The 21754-nt window shown below is 65.6% G+C and carries 21 protein-coding genes; 15 read left to right on the top strand and 6 right to left on the bottom strand.

Annotated elements, in window-relative coordinates; genetic code table 11:
* The first annotated feature begins 252 nt into the window (after positions 1–252).
* The 7 genes from DY468_RS18790 to DY468_RS18760 all read left to right on the top strand — a co-directional run bounded on the left by DY468_RS18790 (position 253) and on the right by DY468_RS18760 (position 8920).
* Positions 253–1011, top strand: coding sequence for an SDR family NAD(P)-dependent oxidoreductase (locus DY468_RS18790; protein WP_013503496.1), 759 nt, complete (start codon positions 253–255; stop codon positions 1009–1011).
* 222 nt (positions 1012–1233) lie between these two features.
* Positions 1234–2040, top strand: a complete 807-nt coding sequence (locus DY468_RS18785) for an enoyl-CoA hydratase/isomerase family protein (RefSeq protein WP_164606305.1) — start codon at positions 1234–1236, stop codon at positions 2038–2040.
* A 49-nt stretch (positions 2041–2089) separates the two neighbouring features.
* A complete protein-coding gene (locus DY468_RS18780) occupies positions 2090–3964 on the top strand; it encodes an AMP-binding protein (RefSeq protein ID WP_164606304.1) in 1875 nt (624 codons plus the stop codon).
* 147 nt (positions 3965–4111) lie between these two features.
* The gene (locus DY468_RS18775) at positions 4112–5239 is read left to right on the top strand and encodes an acyl-CoA dehydrogenase family protein (protein ID WP_164606303.1); all 1128 of its coding nucleotides are present in this window, start codon (positions 4112–4114) and stop codon (positions 5237–5239) included.
* A 137-nt stretch (positions 5240–5376) separates the two neighbouring features.
* Positions 5377–6624, top strand: a complete 1248-nt coding sequence (locus tag DY468_RS18770; RefSeq protein WP_164606302.1) for an acyl-CoA dehydrogenase — start codon at positions 5377–5379, stop codon at positions 6622–6624.
* 186 nt (positions 6625–6810) lie between these two features.
* Positions 6811–8055: an acyl-CoA dehydrogenase gene (locus DY468_RS18765; protein WP_164606301.1), complete on the top strand. Its 1245-nt coding sequence runs from the start codon at positions 6811–6813 to the stop codon at positions 8053–8055.
* A 166-nt stretch (positions 8056–8221) separates the two neighbouring features.
* Positions 8222–8920, top strand: coding sequence for a nitroreductase (locus DY468_RS18760; RefSeq protein WP_164606300.1), 699 nt, complete (start codon positions 8222–8224; stop codon positions 8918–8920).
* Positions 8921–9086: 166 nt separating this feature from the next.
* Here the strand turns inward: DY468_RS18760 and DY468_RS18755 are convergent, their stop codons facing one another.
* The gene (locus DY468_RS18755) at positions 9087–9869 is read right to left on the bottom strand and encodes an enoyl-CoA hydratase/isomerase family protein (RefSeq protein WP_164606299.1); all 783 of its coding nucleotides are present in this window, start codon (positions 9867–9869) and stop codon (positions 9087–9089) included.
* Between the two features lie 304 nt (positions 9870–10173).
* On the opposite strand from DY468_RS18755, the gene DY468_RS18750 reads away from it, so the two are divergent.
* The 4 genes from DY468_RS18750 (at position 10174) to DY468_RS18735 (ending at position 14906) form a co-directional block, all read left to right on the top strand.
* The gene (locus DY468_RS18750; RefSeq protein ID WP_164606298.1) at positions 10174–10848 is read left to right on the top strand and encodes a Crp/Fnr family transcriptional regulator; all 675 of its coding nucleotides are present in this window, start codon (positions 10174–10176) and stop codon (positions 10846–10848) included.
* Positions 10849–10858: 10 nt separating this feature from the next.
* Positions 10859–11743 (top strand): DUF6537 domain-containing protein, encoded by an 885-nt coding sequence (locus DY468_RS18745; RefSeq protein ID WP_164606297.1) that lies wholly within the window; start codon positions 10859–10861, stop codon positions 11741–11743.
* A gap of 247 nt (positions 11744–11990) precedes the next feature.
* Positions 11991–12395 carry a DUF3307 domain-containing protein gene (locus DY468_RS18740; RefSeq protein ID WP_164606296.1) on the top strand — a complete coding sequence of 135 codons (405 nt, stop codon included), beginning with the start codon at positions 11991–11993 and terminating at the stop codon, positions 12393–12395.
* A 294-nt stretch (positions 12396–12689) separates the two neighbouring features.
* Positions 12690–14906 carry a sensor domain-containing diguanylate cyclase gene (locus DY468_RS18735; RefSeq protein ID WP_164606295.1) on the top strand — a complete coding sequence of 739 codons (2217 nt, stop codon included), beginning with the start codon at positions 12690–12692 and terminating at the stop codon, positions 14904–14906.
* 72 nt (positions 14907–14978) lie between these two features.
* On the opposite strand, the gene DY468_RS18730 is transcribed toward DY468_RS18735, so the two are convergent.
* The gene (locus tag DY468_RS18730) at positions 14979–15362 is read right to left on the bottom strand and encodes a hypothetical protein (RefSeq protein ID WP_164606294.1); all 384 of its coding nucleotides are present in this window, start codon (positions 15360–15362) and stop codon (positions 14979–14981) included.
* 246 nt (positions 15363–15608) lie between these two features.
* Here DY468_RS18730 and DY468_RS18725 point away from each other — a divergent pair, with 246 nt between their 5' ends.
* Positions 15609–16016, top strand: coding sequence for a hypothetical protein (locus DY468_RS18725; protein ID WP_164606293.1), 408 nt, complete (start codon positions 15609–15611; stop codon positions 16014–16016).
* Here DY468_RS18725 and DY468_RS18720 read toward each other — a convergent pair.
* Both DY468_RS18720 and DY468_RS18715 read right to left on the bottom strand, forming a co-directional pair.
* Positions 15962–16354, bottom strand: a complete 393-nt coding sequence (locus tag DY468_RS18720; RefSeq protein WP_164606292.1) for a YkgJ family cysteine cluster protein — start codon at positions 16352–16354, stop codon at positions 15962–15964. The two genes, DY468_RS18725 and DY468_RS18720, sit on opposite strands and share 55 nt — an antisense overlap.
* Before the next feature lie 69 nt (positions 16355–16423).
* Positions 16424–17044, bottom strand: a complete 621-nt coding sequence (locus DY468_RS18715) for a pyridoxamine 5'-phosphate oxidase family protein (protein WP_164606291.1) — start codon at positions 17042–17044, stop codon at positions 16424–16426.
* 102 nt (positions 17045–17146) lie between these two features.
* Between DY468_RS18715 and DY468_RS18710 the strand changes: the two genes are divergently transcribed.
* From DY468_RS18710 to DY468_RS18700, 3 genes are read left to right on the top strand one after another with little or no spacing between them, the layout of a single operon-like run.
* Positions 17147–18064 carry a LysR family transcriptional regulator gene (locus tag DY468_RS18710; RefSeq protein WP_164606290.1) on the top strand — a complete coding sequence of 306 codons (918 nt, stop codon included), beginning with the start codon at positions 17147–17149 and terminating at the stop codon, positions 18062–18064.
* The gene (alkB, locus tag DY468_RS18705) at positions 18064–18714 is read left to right on the top strand and encodes a DNA oxidative demethylase AlkB (RefSeq protein WP_205512525.1); all 651 of its coding nucleotides are present in this window, start codon (positions 18064–18066) and stop codon (positions 18712–18714) included. Before DY468_RS18710 ends, alkB begins: the two co-directional genes overlap by 1 nt.
* A gap of 37 nt (positions 18715–18751) precedes the next feature.
* A complete protein-coding gene (locus DY468_RS18700) occupies positions 18752–19981 on the top strand; it encodes an MFS transporter (protein ID WP_164606288.1) in 1230 nt (409 codons plus the stop codon).
* On the opposite strand, the gene paaK is transcribed toward DY468_RS18700, so the two are convergent.
* On the bottom strand, positions 19978–21309 hold the full coding sequence (gene paaK / locus DY468_RS18695; RefSeq protein ID WP_164606287.1) for a phenylacetate--CoA ligase PaaK: 1332 nt from the start codon (positions 21307–21309) through the stop codon (positions 19978–19980). The genes DY468_RS18700 and paaK overlap by 4 nt on opposite strands.
* A 14-nt stretch (positions 21310–21323) precedes the next feature.
* Entirely contained in the window at positions 21324–21725 is a 402-nt protein-coding gene (gene paaI, locus DY468_RS18690) for a hydroxyphenylacetyl-CoA thioesterase PaaI (RefSeq protein WP_246701038.1), read from the bottom strand.
* Between the last annotated feature and the right edge of the window lie 29 nt (positions 21726–21754).

The raw sequence follows: 21754 nt of genomic DNA, 5'->3' as shown, positions 1-21754 counted from the left end.
AAGCAATCTGTCGGAACGCGAGCTCAACGAAACGCCACCCAAGGAGAGACCTCGAACCGGATCGGCCGCGGCCCATGTCGCGACCTTTTGCCGGATGCTATGATCGGGGAAACGCCCAAGGGGCCCGTTGAAGGCCCGGACCAACAGCGCAATAACCACCCGGGACGTCGTCGGCTCGGCCGCTCACGAGAGCGGCGTGCGGTGGCGTTCGAGACAAGGCTTCAAGAAAGCGCCCAAGGAAAGGGATATCCAATGCAGTTGAAAGACGTCTCCGTTCTCATCACCGGCGGTGGTTCGGGGCTCGGCGCCGCGACCGCGCGGGCGATGGCCGCCAAGGGCGCCAAGGTCGCCGTCCTCGACATGAACAAGGACAATGCCGAAAAGGTTGCGGCCGAGATCGGCGGCGTCGCCTGCGTCGGCGACGTGTCGCAGGAAGCCCCGGTCAAGGAGGCGATCGCCAAGGCTGAAGCCGCGCACGGTATCGTCCGCGTGCTGGTGAACTGTGCCGGTATCGGCGGCGCGGTGAAGACCGTCAGCAAGAACGGCGCCTATCCGCTCGATCACTTCTCGCGCATCATCAACGTCAACCTGATCGGCAGCTTCAACTGCATCCGTCTCGTCGCCGAGCGCATGCAGAGCGCGCCGACCATCGGCGAAGAGCGCGGCGTCTGCATCAACACCGCCTCGGTGGCGGCGTTCGACGGCCAGATCGGCCAGGCCGCTTACTCGGCCTCCAAGGGCGGCATCGTCGGCATGACCCTGCCGGTGGCGCGCGACCTCGCCTCGATGAACATCCGCGTCATGACCATCGCGCCGGGCCTGTTCCTCACCCCGCTGCTGATGGGTCTGTCGGAAGACGCCCGCAAGAGCCTCGGCGCCCAGGTGCCGCATCCGGCCCGCCTCGGCGATCCGTCGGAATACGCCTCGCTCGCGGTGCAGATCGTCGAGAACCCGATGCTGAACGGCGAGACCATTCGTCTCGACGGCGCCATCCGCATGGCGCCGCGCTAAACGCGCACTTCTCACCCTCTCTGTTTCGGGAGAGGGTGAGTCTTCGTTCTCCGCCGCGTGTAGTTCGCCAGATATTGACGATCTCTCGCGCGGCGGAATTCGAAGCGCGCAGGACTGTTTCTTTCCCTGTATTTGGGAGGGGAGCGACTATCGCCGGAACGGCGATCCGACTAAACGTCGCGGCAGCGGCGTATAAGAACAAGAACTGACGGGAGTGACGGCGTGACCGAGGCCTTGCTGGTCGATCATCGTGACGGGGTCGATTGGGTGACGCTCAATCGGCCGGACAGCCTCAATGCTCTCGATCCCAGCCTGATCGACGCGCTCAACGATTACTTCGGCCGGTTGCAGCGCGACCGCAAGACCCGCGTCGTGGTGCTCAAAGGCGCCGGCGCCAATTTCTGCGCGGGCCTCGATCTCAAACATGCGATGGCGCGCCGCGCCGGCGAGAACGCCGCACCCGGCGTCACCGAGTCGCTGGATTCGCAGCGCCGGATCGCCGACATCGTGATGCTGATGCGCCGCTGCCCGCAGCCGATCATTACGCTGATCCGCGGCGCCGCCGCCGGCGGCGGCTTTGCGCTGGCGCTGGCTTCCGACGTCCGCATCGCCGGACGCAGCGCGCGAATGAACTGCGCGTTCATCAAGCTCGGCCTTGGCGGCTGCGACATCGGTACCAGCTACTTTTTGCCGCGCCTCGTCGGCGTCTCGGTGGCGTCAGAACTGATTCTCACCGGCCGCTTCATCGGCGCTGAACGAGCGCTGATGACCGGGCTCGTTTCCGAACTGGTGGAAGACGATCAGCTCGAAGCCGCGGCGCAGCCGTTCGTCGATGCGATGATGGCAGCGTCGCCGGTCGGTTTGCGGCTGTCGAAGGAATGCCTCAACATGGCGGTGGACGCCGGTTCGATCGAGCAGGTGATCGCGATGGAAGATCGCAATCAGGTGCTGTGTTCGCGCTCGGAGGATTTCAAGGAAGGCGTTGCCGCGTTCCTCGAGAAGCGCAAGCCGGTCTACGGCAATCGCTGACCAGATAACGTCGGCCCGGCAAGAGGCCGAAAAGACGGGAGACGAAGACATGACTGCCAGCGCAGCCGCGGTGCTGACCAAGCCGCCCTTCCGCAAGGTGAACTGGCTGCCGCGCGAGATCGAGGTCGATCGTCGCGAGGGCGGCGTCATCGTGATGAAATCGCGCTTCCCGCTGATGGACCACGATCCAAATCTGCCGATGGCGCTGGCCAAGTGGGCCAAACAGCGCCCCGACCACATCTGGCTGGCGCAGCGCAAGGGGCCGGATCGGCAGTGGCGCAAGGTCAGCTACGGCGAGGCCAAGCGCATCGTCGACTCGCTGACCCAGGCGCTGCTCGACCTGAAGCTGCCGGAAGGTCGGCCGCTGACGGTGCTGTCCGGCAATTCGATCGAATTCGCGCTCATGATGATGGCGGCGATGCAGGCGCGGATTCCGACCGCGCCGGTGTCGCCGGCGTATTCGCTGATGAGCCACGATCACCTCAAGCTGAAGTATCTGTTCGATCTGGTGAAGCCGGCGGCGGTGATGGTGCAGAACGGCGCGCCGTTCACCAAGGCGCTGCATGCGCTGGGTCTGACCGGTGTCACGGTGATTCACGTCGAGGGGACCGCCGACGGCATCCCCAGCCTGTCGTTCGACGAGATGGCGGCCACCAAGGTGACGCCCGATGTCGAAGCCTCGATCGCGAAGATCACGCCGGACACCGTTGCCAAGTTCCTGTTCACCTCCGGCTCGACCGGGATGCCGAAGGCGGTGATCAACACCCAGCGCATGATGTGCGCCAACGCCGCGATGATGATGCAGGTGCGGCCGCGCGATCCCAACGGTCCGCCGCCGGTGCAGCTCGACTGGATGCCGTGGAACCACACCATGGGCGGCAACGCTGCGTTCAATCCGCTCTTGATCGAAGGCGGCACGCTGTACATCGACGACGGCCGCCCGGTGCCGGGCCAGATCGAAGAGACGCTGCGCAACCTGCGCGAGATCTCCCCGACCTACTACGCCAACGTGCCGGCCGGCTACGCGGCGCTCGCCAGCGCGATGGAGAAGGACGACGCGCTGTGCCGGTCGTTCTTCAAGGACATGCAGCTGATGGCCTACGGCGGCGCGCGGTTGCCCGACGATCTGTACGAGCGGATGCAGGCGCTGGCGGTGCGCGCGACCGGGCATCGGCTGGTTTTCTACACCGGCTGGGGTTCGACCGAGACCTCGCCGACTTCGACCGGCACCTATTGGGACACCGAGCGCGTCGGCCTGATCGGGCTGCCTTTCCCCGGCGTCGAACTGAAGATGCTGCCGGTCGGCGACAAGTACGAACTGCGGCTGCGCGGCATCAACGTGATGCCCGGCTATTACGGACAGCCGGATCTGACCGAGAAGGCGTTCGACGAAGAAGGCTTCTACAAGATCGGTGACGCCGGCGTGTTCGTCGATCCGAACGATCCGGTGAAGGGCATCATCTTCGCCGGCCGGGTCGCCGAAGACTTCAAGCTGATGACCGGCACCTTCGTTCACGTCAGCACGGTGCGCACCGACTCGATCGCTGCCGCAAGCCCTGTGATCCAGGACGCGCTGGTGGCCGGACAGGACCGCGCTTACATCGCGCTGCTGGCGTGGCCCAATCTCAACGCCTGCCGGGTGATGATCGGCGATCCGAATGCGAGCTTCGAGGATGTGGTCAAGCATCCGGCGGTACTCGCCGCGCTGCGTGCCGGCCTCGAGAAGCACAACCGCGAGGTCGAGGGCGCCAGCTCGATGCGGATCGCACGCGCCATGCTGATGGTCGAACCGCCGTCGATCGACGGCAACGAACTCACCGACAAGGGCTACATCAACCAGCGCGCCGGCCTCGAACGCCGCGCCGCCCTGGTTGAGCGGCTGTACGCCGAACACCCCGACTCGGACGTGATGGTGCTGCAGTGAGCGATGCGAACTTAACTCTCCGTCATTCCGGGGCGCGCGCAGCGCGAACCCGGAATCTCGAGATTCCGGGTTCTCGCCTGCCGGCGAGCCTCGGAATGACGGCGACAACATTCAAGACCAACACCTAACAACAACGGGACTCCGCCCATGAATTTCGATTTCTCCGACGATCAGAAGCAACTGCGCGATCAGGCGCGGCGGTTTCTTGCCGAGAAGTGCCAGCCGAAGGCGGTGCGTGCCGTGCTCGAAGGCAAGGCGGATTACGACCGCGACCTGTGGAAGGGGCTCGCCGAGATGGGCTTCCTCGGCGTGGCGATTCCGGAGGAATACGGCGGGACCGGTGCGGGGCACCTCGAACTTTGCGTGATCGCCGAGGAGCTCGGCCGCGTGCTGGCGCCGGTGCCGTTCTCGTCGACCGTGTATCTGGCCGCCGAAGCGCTGCTACTGGCCGGTTCGGAAGAGCAGAAGCAGAAGTGGCTGCCGAAGATTTCCTCAGGGGAAGCGATCGGCACGCTGGCGCTGTTCGAAGGCACCGGCAATCCGTCGCCGGCAGCCGTCAAGCTCGCGGTGTCGAACGGCACGCTCACCGGCACCAAGAAGCCGGTCGCCGACGGCGCGATCGCCGACTTCGCGATCGTCGCGGCGCGCACCGGCAACAGCGGCCGCGAGACCGATGTGTCGCTGTTCCTGGTCGATCTGAAGGCCGGCGGCGTCACCGCCAAGGCGTTGCAGAACGTCGATCCGTCGCGGCAGCAGGCCGAGCTGACGTTTGCCGGCGCCAAGGCCGAGCCGCTCGGTGCGGCCAATGAAGGCTGGAGCATCCTGTCGCGCGTGATGGACCGCGCCGCGGTGCTGATCGCGTTCGAACAGGTCGGCGGCGCCGACCGCGCGCTGGAGATGGGCCGCGACTACGCGCTCGACCGCATCGCCTTTGGCCGGCAGATCGGATCGTTCCAGGCGATCAAGCACATCCTCGCCGACATGTACGTCTCGGCGACGCTGGCGCGCTCGAACTCCTACTACGGTGCGTGGGCGCTCTCGACCGACGCCGCCGAGCTGCCGGAGGCCGCGGCCTCGGCGCGGATCAGCGCCACTCAGGCGTTCCAGCACTGCGCCAAGCAGAACATCCAGGTGCACGGCGGCATGGGCTTCACCTGGGAGTTCGACTGCCATCTGTACTATCGCCGCGCCAACGCGCTGGCGCTCAGCCTCGGCAGCCAATCGTATTGGGAAGATCAGCTGATCGACCGGATGCGCCAGAAGAACGCGGCGTAACGCGCGACGGTGAATGCCCAACCGTCATTGCGAGCGCAGCGAAGCAATCCAGAGGCTCCGTGCACTGAGCTGGATTGCTTCGTCGCTTCGCTCCTCGCAATGACGGAAAAATTGAACGCATCGATAGCAGGTGTGCCATGAACTTCGACGATACTCCGCAGGAAGCCGAATTCCGCGCCAAAGCGCGCGCCTGGATCGACGCCAACGCGCCGAAGCAATACGAGGACGAGCTGCGCAAGGCGTCGCTCGGCCGTGTCGTGCTGAAGGGCGCCAATATTCTCGAGGTCGCCAAGGCCTGGCAGAAGAAGAAGGCCGATGCCGGCTGGGCCGTGCCGCACTGGCCGAAGGAATATGGCGGCCGCGGCGCGTCGCCGATCGAGCGCGTGATCTGGCAGCAGGAAGAGGGCGTGTTCGGCAAGCTGACGGCGATGTTCATCATCGGCCAGGGCATGTGCGGGCCGACCATGATGGCCTACGCCTCGGAAGAGCAGAAGCGGCACTACCTGCCGCCGCTCGGCTCCGGCGAAAAGGTGTGGTGCCAGCTGTTCTCCGAACCCGCCGGCGGCTCCGACGTCGCGGGTCTGCGCACCCGCGCCGAGAAGGATGGCGACGACTGGGTCATCAACGGCCAGAAGATCTGGACCTCGGGCGCGCACTACTCGGATTACGGCATCCTGATAACCCGCACCGACCCGACCGTGCCCAAGCACAAGGGTCTGACGATGTTCTTCCTCGACATGAAGAGCCCCGGCGTCGAGGTGCGGCCGATCAAGCAGGCCAACGGCAATTCCGACTTCAACGAGGTGTACTTCACCAACGTGCGGATTCCGGACAGCCAGCGCCTCGGCGCGGTCGGCGACGGCTGGAACGTGTCGCTGACGACGCTGATGAACGAGCGCATGTCGATCGGCGCCAACGTCGCGACCGGTTTCCCGGAGCTGTTCGATTATTGTTCGTCGCTGACGCTCGACGGCACGCCGGCGCTCGACGACCGCGCGGTGCGGAGCAAGCTGGCGAACTGGGCGGTGAAGGCCAGCGGCCTGCGCTACACCTCGTTCCGGTCGATCTCGGCGCTGTCGAAGGGCCAGCGTCCGGGCCCGGAGAACTCGATCGGCAAGCTGGTCGCGGGCAGCATGATCCAGGAAGTTGCGATGTACGCGCTCGATCTGCAGGGCGCCGCCGGCGTACTCAGCGGGTCGGAGGATGCCGAAGTCGCCGGCCGTTTCCAGGCGATGCTGCTGCGTTCACCGGCGACCCGGGTCGAAGGCGGCACCGACGAGATTCTGCGTAACATCATCGCCGAACGCGTGCTCGGCCTGCCCGGCGACATCCGCGTCGACAAGGACGTGCCGTTCAACCAGATCCCGACCAAGGGGCGGGCGTAACAAGATTGTAGGATGGGTTGAGCGCAGCGAAACCCATCGGCCAGCAGCAAGTGATTGATGGGTTTCGCGACAGCTCAACCCATCCTACGAATTGCGAACGAAACTAGTCTCATGGTTCGCGACGCGCGCGCTGCGCGCTCCTGATCCTGAGGGGCCGAGACAAGAACAAAGTGACGAGAGGCTGAGATGAATTTCGACGATACCCCGCAGGAAGCCGAGTTCCGCGCCAAGGCTCGCGCGTGGATCGATGCCAACGCGCCGAAGCAGTACGAACAGGAACTGACCAAGTCCGGTCTCGGCCGCATCAGCCTGAAGAACGCCGACATCGTCGAAGTCGGCAAGGCGTGGCAGAAGAAGAAGGCCGAGGGCGGCTGGGCCTGCCTGACTTGGCCGAGCGAATATGGCGGCCGCGGCGCTACCCCGATCGAGAAGGTGATCTGGCAGCAGGAAGAGGGCGTCTACGGCAAGCTCACCCAGCCGTTCCAGATCGGCGAGGGCATGTGCGGCCCGACCGTGATGGCCTACGGTGCCGAGGAGCATAAGCGCCGCTATTTGCCGAAGCTCGCCTCCGGCGAAGAGATCTGGTGCCAGCTGTTCTCCGAGCCGGCCGGCGGCTCCGACGTCGCGGGTCTGCGCACCCGCGCCGAGAAGGACGGCGACGACTGGATCATCAACGGCCAGAAGATCTGGACCTCCGGCGCGCACTACTCGGACTACGGCCTGCTGATCACCCGTACCGATCCCAATGTGCCGAAGCACAAGGGCCTCACCATGTTCTTCCTGGACATGAAGAGCCCCGGCGTCGAGGTGAAGCCGATCAAGCAGGCCAACGGCATGCAGGAATTCAACGAGGTGTTCTTCACCAACGTGCGGATTCCGGACAGCCAGCGGCTCGGCGAAGTCGGCGACGGCTGGAACGTGTCGCTGACCACGCTGATGAACGAGCGCATGTCGATCGGCGCGCGGCTTGCCACCGGCTTCCCGGAAATCTTCGCGTTCTGCAACGATCTGGTGACGGAGAACGGCTCGGCGATCGACGATCCGGCGGTGCGCAGCAAGCTGGCGAACTGGGCGGTGAAGGCCAGCGGCCTGAAGTACACCTCGTATCGCTCAATCTCGGCGCTGTCCAAGGGCCAGCGCCCTGGACCAGAGAACTCGATCGGCAAGCTGGTCGCCGGCCCGATGCTGCAGGACATCGCGGCGTTCGCGATGGATCTGGAAGGCGCGGCGGGCGTGTTCACCGATCCGGCCGAGGCCGAAGCCGGCGGCAGCTTCCAGGCGATGCTGCTCGGTTCGCCCTCAATGCGCATCGCCGGCGGCACCGACGAGATCCTGCGCAACATCATCGCCGAACGCGTCCTCGGCCTGCCTGGTGACATCCGGGTCGACAAGGACGTACCGTTCAACAAAATCCCGACCAAGGGGCGGTGAGGCGATCATCAACCACGGGCCGTCATTCCGGGGCGCGAGCGAGAGCTCGCGAATCCGGAATCCCGAGCTTGTTTGCACTCGAGCCTGCGCCCCGCGCGTTGCAGATTCCGGGTTCGCTCACTTCGTGAGCGCCCCGGAATGACGACCATTCAGGAATGAGGCCATCATGACCGACGCGCCCACGACCACCGCTCCGATCGACGTCCTCGAACAGCTGATGGCCGCGCGCTATTCCTGCCGGGCGTTCAAAGCCGATCCGGTGCCGCGCGAAACCATCGAGCGCATCCTCGGCGCGGCGCAGAAGACCGCGTCGTGGTGCAACAGCCAGCCGTGGCAGGTGGTGATCACTTCGGGCGCTGCGACGGCGAAGTTTCGCGAGGTGATCTATCCGGCTGCCGCCGGCGGCGCGCCGATGTCGGGCGATTTCGAGTTTCCGCGCGAGTATCGCGGGGTCTATCTCGATCGCCGCCGCGAGAGCGGCTTCCAGCTCTACAACGCGGTCGGTATCGCCCGCGGCGACAAGGCCGCGGCCGCCCAGCAGGCGCTGCAGAATTTCAACTTCTTCGGCGCGCCGCATGTGGCGATCATCACCACCGACGAGGCGCTCGGCGTCTATGGCGCGGTCGATTGCGGCGGCTATGTCACCTCGTTCATGCTCGCCGCCCAGGCGCTCGGCGTCGCCACGGTGCCGCAGGCCGCGCTGGCGTTTCACGCCGGTGTGGTCCGCAACCACTTCGGCCTCGGCGACGACCGCCGCGTCGTCTGCGGCATCTCGTTCGGCTACGCCGATCCCGACCACAAGGCGAACTCGTATCGTACCAACCGTGCCGCACTCGGCGAGGTCGCGACGTTCGTGGACAAGTAACGGCTTCTCAACGAGTCATTCCGGGGCGCGCGTTTGCGCGAACCCGGAATCTGATGTTTGCACAGCGCCGGAGATTCCGGGTTCGCCGCTTCGCGGCGCCCCGGAATGACTCGCGGATAGGCTTCGCGCCCCGGAATGAAGACGGAGAGGCTGCGATGCGTGGCCTTCAAAACCTCGGCGCGCGCTTTTCCGTAAACGCCGCGATGCCTTCCTTGATCTCGTCGCTGCGCATCGAGGCGCGGGCGCGGGTGTCGGCGGCTTTTTCGTCGAAGGCGGCGCGGGCGAATTCGTTGATGGCGCGCTTCATGCCGGCGACCGCGTTCGGCGCGTTGCCGGCCAGCGTCGTCGCCAAGGCGTCGACTTCGCGGTCGAGCCGGTCCATCGGTACCATCGCGGTGAGATAACCGATCCGCAGCATCTCGGCGGAGTCGATCCGCTGCGCGGTGAGGAACAGCCGCTTGGCATTGTCGATGCCGAGGCGGGAGACGTAACGCTTGATGCCGCCCGGATAGTAATGCAGCCCGAGCCTTGCCGCCGGCATGAACATCTCTGCGGTGTCGACGCCGATGCGGAAATCGCAGGCGAGCGCCAGATCGGTCGAGCCGCCATAGACGCCGCCGTTGAGCCGGCAGATCGTCGGCACCCGCAGATCCTCCAGCCGGTTGACCACGACCTCGAACGCCGACCCCGGGGATTCGGCCTCGACCTCGGCTGTGGCGCGCTCGGCGACCTCGCCGAGATCGAAGCCGGCCGAGAATGCCCGCCCGGTGCCGGTGAGTACCAGCACTCGCACCGCGGGATCGGCGTCGATTCGTGCGAACTGATCGAGCAGGACGGCGAGATCGTCCGGCTGCAGCCGATTGAGATGCTTGGGTCGGTTCAGCCGGATGGTGGCGCGCGCACCGTCGACGGTCAGCACCGGCGGGCTCGCGGGTTCGCTGTCGGTCATCGGCAAAATCTCCTGAGATTGAAGCGGGCGGCTGCCGGATCGGGCGCCGACCCTGCAAAAGGCCGCAGCGGGGGCGGCGGCGGACGGGGAAAGCGGCGGGGCAAACTGCCCGGCGAGCGGTTGGCCGTCAACTCGCCGGTGCTTGGCAAGGACAGCACGGCTCGCGTAAGTCGCTGCGGCTGGTTTATAATTCCGTCCGCACCAGCGTGTAACGCTCCGCGGCGTCCGGCGACGGCTCGCAGCAGTGCCTCGGCCGTGTCCGCTGGATTCGTCGCCTTCGATCGCAAGCAACGGTGGGTCCCACATGGATATGTCTCTCATCGCCCAGAATGCCGGCATGGCGAGCAGCGTGTTCGCGACCATCTTCGTGCTCGCCACCGCCACGATGCGGACGATGATTCCCCTGCGGGTGTTCGGCATCCTCACCAATGCGCTGCTGATCGCAGTGTCGATCCCGACTCATAACTACGCGACACTCGCGCTGCATGCGGTGCTGCTGCCGCTCAACGCCTGGCGTCTGCACCAGATGCTGCAGCTCGTGCGCGATGTGAAGAAATCGGTCAGCAGCGACCTGTCGATGGATTGGCTGAAGCCGTTCATGACCAAACGCAACTGCGTCGCCGGTGAGGAACTGTTCTACAAGGACGAGCGGGCCGAGGAGATGTTCTACATCGTCAGCGGCCGGTTTCGGCTGGTCGAATCCGGCATCGAGCTGCCGATCGGCGCGATCGTCGGCGAGCTCGGGATGCTGTCGCCGACCCACACCAGAACGCAGACGCTGGAATGCGTCGAATCAGGGATGGTGCTGAGCGTGAGCTATCGCCAGGTCGAAGAGCTGTACGTGCAGAATCCGGAATTCGGCTTCTACTTCCTGCGGCTCGCCAGTGCCCGGCTGTTCGAGAACATCGAGTCACTGCAGGCGAGGCTGGCCGAGACCACGCAGCCGCCGCGGACCGACGTCGTCGGCCGAACCGGCTGAGGACGTCGACGTGGCCGATTATATCGACGCGCTTCGTGTCACGCTCGCTGAAATGCTCGGCGAGAACGATCGCGTGGTAGTGCTGACGGCCCCGGCTCAGGTGTCGCAACCGGTGGCGCAGGCCCTGGAGGAGGCGGCCGCGCGGCTGGTGATCTACCAGGGCCGCCGCTACGCGCGGTTGTATCTCGACCGGTTGTTGCGGTTCGTCGGTCGCCGCGACATCGACGACGTGATGTTGCTGCGGATCGCCGAGCTGCTGGCGATGCGGATGGCCTACGAGGACCCGATCCGGATTGCGCAGCTCACGCTGCAGGAGGCGGCGAGCGCTCCTGCTGGCCGGGCGAAGCCGCGGATCGACCGCAGATGTCGTTTCCGCATCGACGAGGTGGTGGCGGCGCTGCCGGTGGTGGTGGCCGCTCCGACGCTCAAGGTGCTGGACTATCTAGGCTGGCAGCACATGCCGGTGAAGATGCGCTTCAACGCCGCCGGATGGCTCGGCACCCGTAAGCTGCGGATCATCTCCTGGCTGCGGCGTTGGCGGCTGCTGTCGATCCGTTACGCCCAGGAAAGCAGATGGGTCGAGCGCTGGCTGCACATGATCGACCGCAGCCTGGCCGTTCGTCCGGAAGCGGCCTTCGCCGTGATCGAAAGCGCCACCATGGTTCGCGGCTATGGCGACGGCTATCGCTATGGCATGGCGAACTGGACGCTGATCATCGATTCCTTGGTGAAGCCGGCGCTCAACGGCAGCTTGGAGCTGCCCGAGTTGACCCAGGCGATCGCGGATGCGCGCGCTGCCGCCCTGCCGGAACGCAAGCAGACCAAGCTGAAGCGCGCGATCGACGCAATTCGGGCGCGGTCCGGAGCCGCAGCGACGCAGGCGGCGGCGTCGTGAGAGTCGCCGTGCAGGGCTTGCCGGTATCGTCGTGTGCGACGGGTGCGGCGTGGGAAGTTCACAGGCTCGGCAACCAGGCGCACCGTCCGCCGCGTGCATTCGGTCGCCGGAAATGTCATAAAAACGCGCTGGCCGATCCCGGCCGGCGTCGTTGCGATGCGTTCGTGCGGGACGTCGGACGATCGAATGGCCGCAAGCCGGCTGTCGTCGCCTTCACTGCCTGCCGAGCCGAAGCGAAGGTGCGAGCTTGATCCTTCCCGATCTGTCGTCGTCGATTGCCGTCGGAGCGCTGATCTATTGGATGCTGCTCCTCACCGTCAAACATGTGTTCGCGGACTTCATTTTCCAGAACAAGTGGATGGCGATGGGCAAGGACGCCAAGACTGGCTGGGCGCTGCCGTTGCTTGCGCATTGCAGCGTGCACCTGGTGATGACGACGCTGCTGATGCTGATCCTGGCGCCGCAGTTCTGGTTCATCGGCCCGATCGATTTCCTGATTCACCTCGCCATCGATCGCCTTAAGGGCTTTATCGTCGCGACCTTCGACGTGACTAATCAGGATATCTGGTTCTGGTGGCTCATTGGAACCGACCAGGCGCTGCATCATCTGACCGGTTTCGGTCTGTCGATCGTGCTCGCCGCCAACCTTTGATCGTCGGCTTCTGATCGCGCGCGTCCAGCCGGATACACCGCTGCATTGCGGGTTATTTCGGTGGTTGCTGCAACCTGTGGTGGGTTTCGCCGTAGTTTTGCGGCTTGTTGTCCACGGAAAGCTTACGATCATCTTCAATAGCGCCACGATCGCTGGGCTGTTTGGTCGCGCACGTAGTTGTACGCGGTGGCGCATTAACCGCTGCATGACGTGCGATCGACTAGTTTCGCGTCAATCAACAGGCGAGGTTGGCCGCGCGAAGCCGTGGCGGAAGGAGCGGCAAGTCCAGATCTCATGGCACGTTATCTCGAATCCCAGCTCGACTTCATCTTCTTCTTCTACGGGCTGGCATTCATGCTGCTGGGTGCGTTGTGTTTGGCATTCGCGCGCAGGCTCGACGACGATCACCGTCCTCTGATCCGTCTGACTGGGCTGTTCGGATGTGTCCACGGCGCCAGCGAATGGCTCGATATGAGCGCTCTGCTGGCCGGCGATGCCAGCGAGTTTCTGCTCGCGCGCGGGGTGCTGATGACGGCGTCGTTCGTGCTGTTGGCCGAGGCTGGCCGGCAAGGCTTGCAGTCGCGTGGTCTGCCGGTGCCCGGGCCGTGGATCTTCATTCCGGTCCTGCTGGTGATTGTTGCGGTTGGCGTGCTGGACGGCGTGTGGTCCGCCAAGGCGGTCGCACGTTATCTGCTCGCCGCCCCGGGAGCGATCGCGGTCGGCTTTGCGCTGTACTCGCTTCGTGCCGATTACCCGGAGTCCGGGCGATGGCTGATGGCCGCGGTTGCAGCCGGCTTCATCGGCTATGGTCTGGCGGCCGGGGTGATCGTCGCGCCGGCGCCGTTCTGGCCGGCCGACATCGTCAATCAGGAAAACTTCCAGCGGCTCACGGGCGTTCCGATCCAGCTCGTGCGCGGGCTGCTCGCGGTAATGCTGGCGGCGCTGGCCTGGACGGCCTGGGGCCGCCGGGTGATGCAGACGCTCGACTATCCGGGCTACTCGCGGCATCTGAAGCGGCAATTCATCGGCGTGCTGACGAGCTTGCTGGGTGTTCTGCTGCTGGGCTGGGTGCTGACCAACTATCTCGGCGAGATCCACCGTCAGGACACTGAAAGTGAGGTGGCCGGCGACGCGGTGCTGTTGGTCGGCAGCGTCGAGCGTGAGATCGCCATCGCCGATGCGTTGGTCAAAGTGCTCGCAAACTCGCCATCGGTGCAACCGCTGCTCGGCAAAGGCAGGAGCGGCGGGCCGGAAGCGATGCGCGAACTGCTCGATCTCGAAGTCGGCGCGCTTCGTCCGGTGCGCGCCTCCATCGTCGACCGTTCCGGCAATGTCGTGCTGTCGTCGAACAGTGCCGCGAAGGGCTGGCTCGGTCAGTCGAACCTGAGTGCGGTGGGGTGGTTCGTCCAGGCGATCGAAGGTCGCGCGGCTCGGGAATTCCGTGTCGACGCGCCTGAACGCCTCAGGACGTATCTGACAGCTTATCCGATCCGCTCCGCCGAAGACACCATCGAGGGCGTTGCAGTGCTGGAGGTTTCGCTCGAGGATCTGGCGGCGACGATGACCCGATTCGATCAGGCGTTCTTCGTTCTCGATCGGAACGGCGTGGTCATCATCACCAACCGAAGCGACGAGTTTCTGCGGACGTTGTGGCCCCGCCCGGACCTGCCTCTGCTCCGTCTTGCCGAACAGCTCAGTGAACCACAACGGCCCACGATGCTTCCACGCGAAGTGTTCGGCGGCGGCTGGATGGATTTCGGCGGGCGACGCAGCTACGTACTGCGCCAGCGGATCGCCGACACTCAGGCGTCCTTGGTTGTAGCAGCTCCGGTGCGGGGCATTATGGCGAGTCGCCTGCTCGGTATCTTCATCACGCTGCAGGTCGCGATCGCGGTGCTATTTTATTTCTTCGGGCTCGACAGCGGCGTGCGCGACCGACTGCAGCGCCAGCTCCATGAGGAACTGCAACTCCGGTCGCGGGATCTTGCGCGTCAGGCCGCGACGGACGCGCTCACCGGTTTGTTCAATCGCATGACATTCAACGAGCGGCTGGACAGCGAACTGGCACGTTCGGAGCGCAGCGGCCAAGTGTTCTCGCTGATCATTTTCGATATCGATTACTTCAAAGAGGTCAACGACGTCTACGGTCACCCGATGGGCGATCAGGTTTTGATCCGGCTGTCGCAGACGGTGGCGGCCAGCGTGCGGCGCTCTGATCTGCTGGTTCGTTGGGGCGGTGAGGAATTCGCCCTGCTGCTCGCCGACACCGATGCCCAGGCAGCCTATGAAACTGCCAAGAAACTGCGGCTTCTGGTCTCGCATACGATCTTTGAACAGGTCGGTACCGTCACCGCCAGTTTCGGCGTTGCCCAGGTGCTTCCGGGCGACAACGCCGAAACCCTCGTCGCGCGCGCCGACAACGCGCTATATCGCGCCAAACTCAATGGTCGCAATCGGGTCGAACTCAGCCTGTCTGTGGTCGACCCGCTCGAACTGTCGCCGACCCTGTGATGACCGGCGATCGCTTGATGAGGATCGTCCCGGTTGGCCGCGTGCGGCGCTCAGCCCGGTCGCGATTGGAGTTCACGCGCTCAGCCGCGACTCCGGTATGGTGCCAGCCTCGGCTGGTTCCTCGCGTTGCGGCGGATGCGGGGCCAGTTTGGCGTTCGTCTTCATGAATTGCTGCTGGAACGCCATGCCGTCTTCGAGCAATCGCGCCATCGCACCGCCCAACCAATCCTGATACTCACGAAAGGCGTCGAAAGGGCTGCTCGCTTCGCCGATCCGCCGGGCCGTCTCGAGGGCGGCGCGGGTTCCAATCCGCCGACGTTCGAACCAGCCGTCGGCGAATTCCTTCATGTTATCGAGGACAGTCTCCTCACTCTCCCAGAATTTAATCCCCATCGGGGCGTAAGTTTTGGCCGCCGGCTGGATCAGATCGGGGAACAACGTGACCGGATCAGTCATGGTACTCTCCATCAAGCCAGATGAATCAACGTACTGAACCGCAAGCCGCTTGAAGGCGGCACCTTGATCATTAACCCATTAAATGGCGGCGTCACGACGAAAACCACCGTGGTCGCAAAACGTGATCGAGGTTTAGTTCCATGCTCTGGACGCAGGGGCTGGTACTGGTATCAGGTTGTGTAGTTAAGAGCTCATTAACAAAATCGGCCGCATCTTCGCGATCGTCACCTGTTCGGGAGAACGCCGATGTGGTCCAGCCGTGAAGCCTTCGAGAACGACGCTTGCCCGGTCCGTGAGGAACTGCTGGGCCAGATGTATCGCGCCAACGAGAATGGATTGCCGCAACTCGTCGACAGCGTGTCGGGCGACGTCCGGGCGATGCTGGCGCTGTTCTGCTACCGCCGCGCTCACCTGCAGCCGCTGGCCCTGGCCGTGGCGGCGAGCTGCGACGAGCGCGATCTGATCCAGGCCGGCGGGCGCGCCGGTTCCGTGCTGTACGCCTTGGCGCATGAAACGCGCCGGCCGGCGATCAGCAGTTACTCGCAGCGCAAGGCGATCACGCTGTCGACCGCACCGCTCGCCAGCTTCGCACCGCTCGATCAGGAGTCGGAGTTGGAACTCGGCGAAGGCGAAGGTCCGGACGCCGCCCACTGATCGGCCTCGTCCTCGGCCAGAGTGGTCGGCAGCGGCGGCAGCCGGAACTTGCGCCGCGCCATGGCGCATTCCGGGTCGCCGGGCTGGCAGTCGCGGCAAACCTCAGGGCGTAAGGCGTAGATCGTGCACGCGGTCGCTTGCCCGATCGTTCCGCTCAGCGCGGCGCAGCGATCGGCCTCGCAGCGCATCCCCGATTGCCGCGCATTGACCAGTGCGGCTGGAATGGCGTCGAGCGCGGAATCATCCTCGATCGTGAAGCGCGGCCAGTTCTCTGAATAGCCGCAGCAGGCGCCGCAGCTCTGGCAAGGGTTTGCATCGATCGGGGCGAGGGCGCTCATCGCCCACTCTTATCCCGCGCCGGTCGCAGGGGAAACCGGCGGCCGGCGCGGGCCCCACGAACGTGTCGATTATTTTTGCGCCTGGGTGGCGGCTTCGAGCAGCGCCTCAAGTTCGGCGATCCGGATGTCGCGGGTGGTGATCGCAGCGGCGACATCGGCCGCATCGAACTTCTGCGGGATGTGCTGCGGGCAGTTGCTGTCCCAAGCCGCGACCTCGAACAGGATCGCCTGTTCGGGGCGGGCCTTGTAGCCCTTCGGCATCAGCCGGGCGATCAGCTCTGGATCGTCTTCGACCACCTTGGCGCGTCCCCAGATCTTGATACGCCGGCGGTGCGCGTAATCGATCACGAACAGATAGGCTTTCGGGTTCTCGGCGAGATTGCCCTGGGTGATGAACTGCTGATTGCCCTTGAAGTCGGCGAAGCCGATGGTGTGCGGGTCGAGCACATGCAGGAAGCCGGCCGGCCCGCCGCGATGCTGGATATAGGGCTGCCCGTCGTCGCTGGCGGTGGCGAGCAGCACGCTGGTCTGGGCGCCGAGGAAAGCGGCGAGGCCATCGTCGATCGTGGTTGCCCAGCCGCCGTTGCGTTCGACGCGGGCGTAGGACTCGCGCGATCCCTTGCGCGCCTGGATCGCCTTGACGGCCGGGGTGAAGGCGATGTCGCTGGAGATTTGCTGGGCTTCGGTCATGGGAGCCTCCTGCTCGATGTCTCCCGGATAAATCGTTATTTGTGTCGCGTGGAACAATCAGTTGATTTGACACTTCATTGTTGCGCCATTTGAAATAGTGCCATGGATCGTCTGGACACCATGAGCGCCTTCGTCGCCGTTGCCGAGCTGCAGGGCTTTGCGCCGGCTGCTCGCAAACTCGGGATGTCGCCGTCGGCGGTGACGCGGCTGGTTGCCGCGCTGGAGCAGCGGCTCGGCACCCGGCTGCTGCAGCGGACGACGCGCTCGGTCGCGCTCACCGACACGGGCGCGCGCTATCTGGAGCGGGTGCGGCGGATTCTCGCCGATCTCGAAGAGGCCGACGCCTCGGCGGCGGCCGAGCGCGTCACGCCGTCGGGCCGGTTGGTGGTGTCGGCGCCGGTCGGCTTCGGCCGGCGCTATGTCGCGCCGCTGCTGTCGGACTATCTGCGGCGCTATCCGGAGGTGACCGGCGAACTGCGGCTGTCCGATCTGATGATCAGTCTGGTTGAAGACGGCGTCGATTGCGCGGTCCGGATCGGGCACCTGTCGGATTCCAGTCTGGTGGCGCGGCAGCTCGGTGCGATGCGGCGGATCGTGGTGGCGTCGCCGGACTATCTGGCGGCGCGCGGCGTACCGGCGACCCCCGCCGAGATCGCTGCCCACGACATCGTGCATTTCGGCCAGACCGGTGCGCCGGTGGACTGGCGCTTCGTGGTCGATGGCCGTGACGTCCGGGTGCCGTGCGTGCCGCGCCTCGTCAGCAACGTCGCCGATGTCGCAATTCTCGATGCCGAACGCGGCGGCGGGCTCGCACGCGTGCTGGCCTATCAGGCCGCCGACGCGATCGCGGCAGGGCGGCTGCAGATCGTGCTCGCCGACTACGAGGTGCCGCCGCTGCCGATCACGATGGTGTATCCGACCGCGCGGCTGCTCTCCGCCAAGGTGCGCGCCTTCATCGATCTTGCGGTGGAGACGGCGGACTGGCAGTTCGGCGGCAATGTGAAGGGGAGCAGCGCGTGATGGCGGATCTGTTCGACAGTCTCGATCCGCCGCTGCCGCGCCGCGAGGACATCGCGCCCGGTGCGGCATTGCTGCGCGGCTTTGCCTGCGACAACGAGGATGACGTGCTCGCCGCGATCGACGCCGTCGTCGCGCGCGCGCCGTTCCGCCACATGATGACGCCGGGCGGCCACACCATGAGCGTGGCAATGACGAGCTGCGGCAGCGCAGGCTGGGTCACCGACCGCCGCGGCTATCGCTATTCACCGAACGATCCGGACAGCGCGGCGCCGTGGCCGGAGATGCCCGCGGTGCTGCGCGATCTGGCGCAGCGCGCCGCCGCCGAGGCCGGCTTTGCCGGCTTCGATCCCGACGCCTGCCTGATCAACCGCTATGTCCCCGGCGCCAAGATGGCGCTACATCAGGACAAGGACGAAGTCGATTTCTCGGCGCCGATCGTGTCGGTGTCGCTCGGTCTGCCGGCGACGTTTCAGTTCGGCGGCATGGCCCGCAGCGACAAGCCGCGGCGCTACGAGCTCCGTCACGGCGATGTGTTCGTGTGGGGCGGGCCGTCACGGCTGGTGTATCATGGCGTGCTGACGCTCAAGGACGGCGAGCATCCGCTGCTCGGTCGGCAGCGGATCAATCTCACCTTCCGCAAGGCGCTGTAGCGGCGCGCGGCTCAGAGGTACGACGCAAAGGGGGCTCATGACCGATCTGGCGAACGACGAGGTCGAGGCGAAGCCAGCCGGCGGCGTCACCCGTGCCGGAGTCTATGTGGCGTTGCTGCAATTGCTGTTCACGCTGCTGTGGACCACCTACGTGATCTATCTGCCGAAGCTGGCCGCCGAGGTCGGGATCGCGCCCGCCGCGGTGATCCTGATCCTGATGCTCGACCAGGCGATCTTCACCCTCACCGACACCGCGATGGGGATCGCCGCCGACCGGGTGTCGGCACTGGTCGGCCGGCTCGGCATCTTCGTTGCGATCGTCGCGGCGCTGTCCTGCGCCGCCTTTGCCGCCATGCCGCTGGTGGCCGGGCAGGGGCCTGGCGCCCAAACGGCGTTGATCGCGCTGATCGTGGTGTGGGCCGCGAGCTCCTCGGTGCTGCGTGCGCCGCCGCTGACGCTGTTCGGCAAATACGGCGCGCGGCCGTCGCTGCCGTTCCTGTCGGCGCTGACCATGCTCGGCTACGGCCTCGCCGGCGCGGTGTCGCCGTATCTCGGTGTGGTGCTAAGAGGCGTCGATCCGCTGCTGCCGTTCATGATCTCCAGCGTGGTGCTGGTGCTCACCACGCTGGTGCTGATCAAGGTCGAACGTGATCTCGCCGGGCGGCGCGCGCCAGCGCCGCCGCGCGCAGTCGCCAAACCGCTCGGCAAGGTGCCGGCGCTGTTCGTCGCCGGGATGCTGATCCTTGCGCTCGGCTATCAGCTTCATTTCAGCATCAACAGCGCCAATCTGTTTTCGCGCTTCGCAGAGCCTGACGATCTGCAATGGCTGATGCCGGTGTTCTGGATCGGCTTCAACCTCGCGCTGTTTCCGGCCAGCCTCGTGGTTAAGCATCGCGGCGGACTGATCGTGATGGGCGTCGCCGGCCTGATCGGCGCGATAGCTGTCGGCATCGCCGAACTGGCCGGCTCGCTCACCGTACTGATCGCTGCGCAATTCGTCGCCGGCGCAGCGTGGGGCTGCATGCTGATGAGCGCGGTGTCGGCCGCGCTCGCGATCGGCCGCACCGGCGCCGAGGGCAAGCTCGCAGGCCTGGTTTTCTCCGCGCTGGCGCTGGCGACGTTCGCGCGGATGGCGGCGGTGGCCGGCGGGATGCAGAAGCTGCCGGACTACGCGCCGCTGCTGCAATGGGCGCCGGTGGCGTGCTGGTCGGTCGCCGGTGCCGGCCTGGTGCTGCTGGCGGCCTCGCGACTGCGCGGCGCCGACTAACCCTTCGGCCGCTTGTCGAACACCCGCCGGGCCTTGCCGAGCGAGCGTTCCAGCGTGTCGGGCGGCACGACTTTGATTGTGGTCGAAATCCCGATCGTGTTCTTGATGTAGGCGGCGACGCGTTCGGCGTGCGGGACGAGGCCGGCGCCGTCCCAGCTCTCGGCGCGGGCTTCGGCCAGTACCGTCATCTCGTCCATCCGCCCTTCGCGGGTCAGCTCGATGATGAAATGGCCGCCGCACCAATCGGTGCCGAGCAGCACTTCCTCGATCTGGGTCGGAAACACGTTGACGCCACGCAGGATGATCATGTCGTCGGAGCGGCCGGTTATCTTTTCCATCCGTCGCATCCCGGGCCGCGCGGTGCCGGGCAAGAGGCGCGTCAGGTCGCGAGTGCGATAGCGGACGACGGGGAAGGCTTCCTTGGTCAGCGAGGTGAACACCAATTCGCCCTTCTCGCCATCGGGCAGCACCTCGCCGGTCTCGGGATCGATCACCTCGGGGTAGAAGTGATCCTCCCAGATGTGCAGGCCGTCCTTGGTCTCGACGCATTCCTGCGCGACGCCGGGGCCGATCACTTCCGACAGACCGTAGATGTCGGTGGCGTCCATGTCGAACGCCTGCTCGATCTCGGCGCGCATCGCGTTGGTCCACGGCTCGGCGCCGAACACGCCATATTTCAGCGATGACGCCCGCGGGTCGAGGCCCTGGCGTTTGAATTCGTCGAGGATCGCCAGCATGTAGCTCGGCGTCACGGTGATGATATCGGGCCGGAAGTCGTTGATCAGCTGCACCTGCCGCTCGGTCATGCCGCCGGAGACGGGGACCACGGTGCAGCCGAGTTTCTCGCCGCCGTAATGCGCGCCGAGGCCGCCGGTGAACAGGCCGTAGCCGTAAGAATTGTGAATGATCATGCCGCGCCGCGCCCCGGCGGCGCGCAGCGAGCGCGCCATCACGGTCGCCCAGGTGTCGATGTCGTTCGCGGTGTAGCCGACCACGATCGGCTTGCCGGTGGTGCCGGACGAGGCGTGGACCCGCACCAGGTTCTCGCGCGGCACCGCGAACATCTTGAACGGGTAGTTGTCGCGCAGATCCGTCTTCACCGTGAACGGAAACTTCGACAGATCAGAGAGCTGGCGGAAGTCCGACGGATGTACGCCCTTGGCGTCGAACGCGGACCTATAGTGCGCGACGTTGTCGTAGGCATGCTTCAGCGACCACGCCAGCCGCTTGGTCTGCAGCGCCGTGATCTCGTCCCGGGAGGCGCGCTCGGCGTCGTCGAGTTCGGGATTGTAGGTACCGGGCTTGATCTGGTGCACCGTCGCGGCCATTGCCGTCTCCTCCCTCAACGTTGGTCTTGTTGCTGTTGCGGCACCAGCGCGCCGCCGATCGAGCGCGAATGCCCGCGGAATTCGGCAATCACCACCGATCCCGACGTGACGCGGACGTCGTAGATGCCGCTGCGCCCGGAGCGCGACACTTCGCGCGCGCTCGCCACCAGCCGCGCGCCGAGCTTGCCGGGGCGGATGAAGCTGATCGCGCCCTGCGCCGCGACGGTCGAGTCGTTGTAGGAATTGCACGCATAGGCGAAGGCGCTGTCCGCCAGCGTGAAGATGAAGCCGCCATGGGCGATGCCGTGGCCGTTGACCATCTCGGTGGTCACCGTCATCGCCAGCGTGGCAAAGCCGGCGCCGATATCGACGATCTCCATGCCGAGCCCCTTGCTGGCGTGATCGTTGGCCCACATCGCGTCGGCGCAGGCCCGCGCCAGCGCGT

Origin of the sequence: Rhodopseudomonas sp. BR0M22 (genome assembly GCF_010907035.1) — a bacterium.
Taxonomy (GTDB): domain Bacteria; phylum Pseudomonadota; class Alphaproteobacteria; order Rhizobiales; family Xanthobacteraceae; genus Rhodopseudomonas.
The sequence above is the reverse complement of the archived record's forward strand: the minus strand, read 5'-3'. Positions and strand labels throughout refer to the sequence as shown.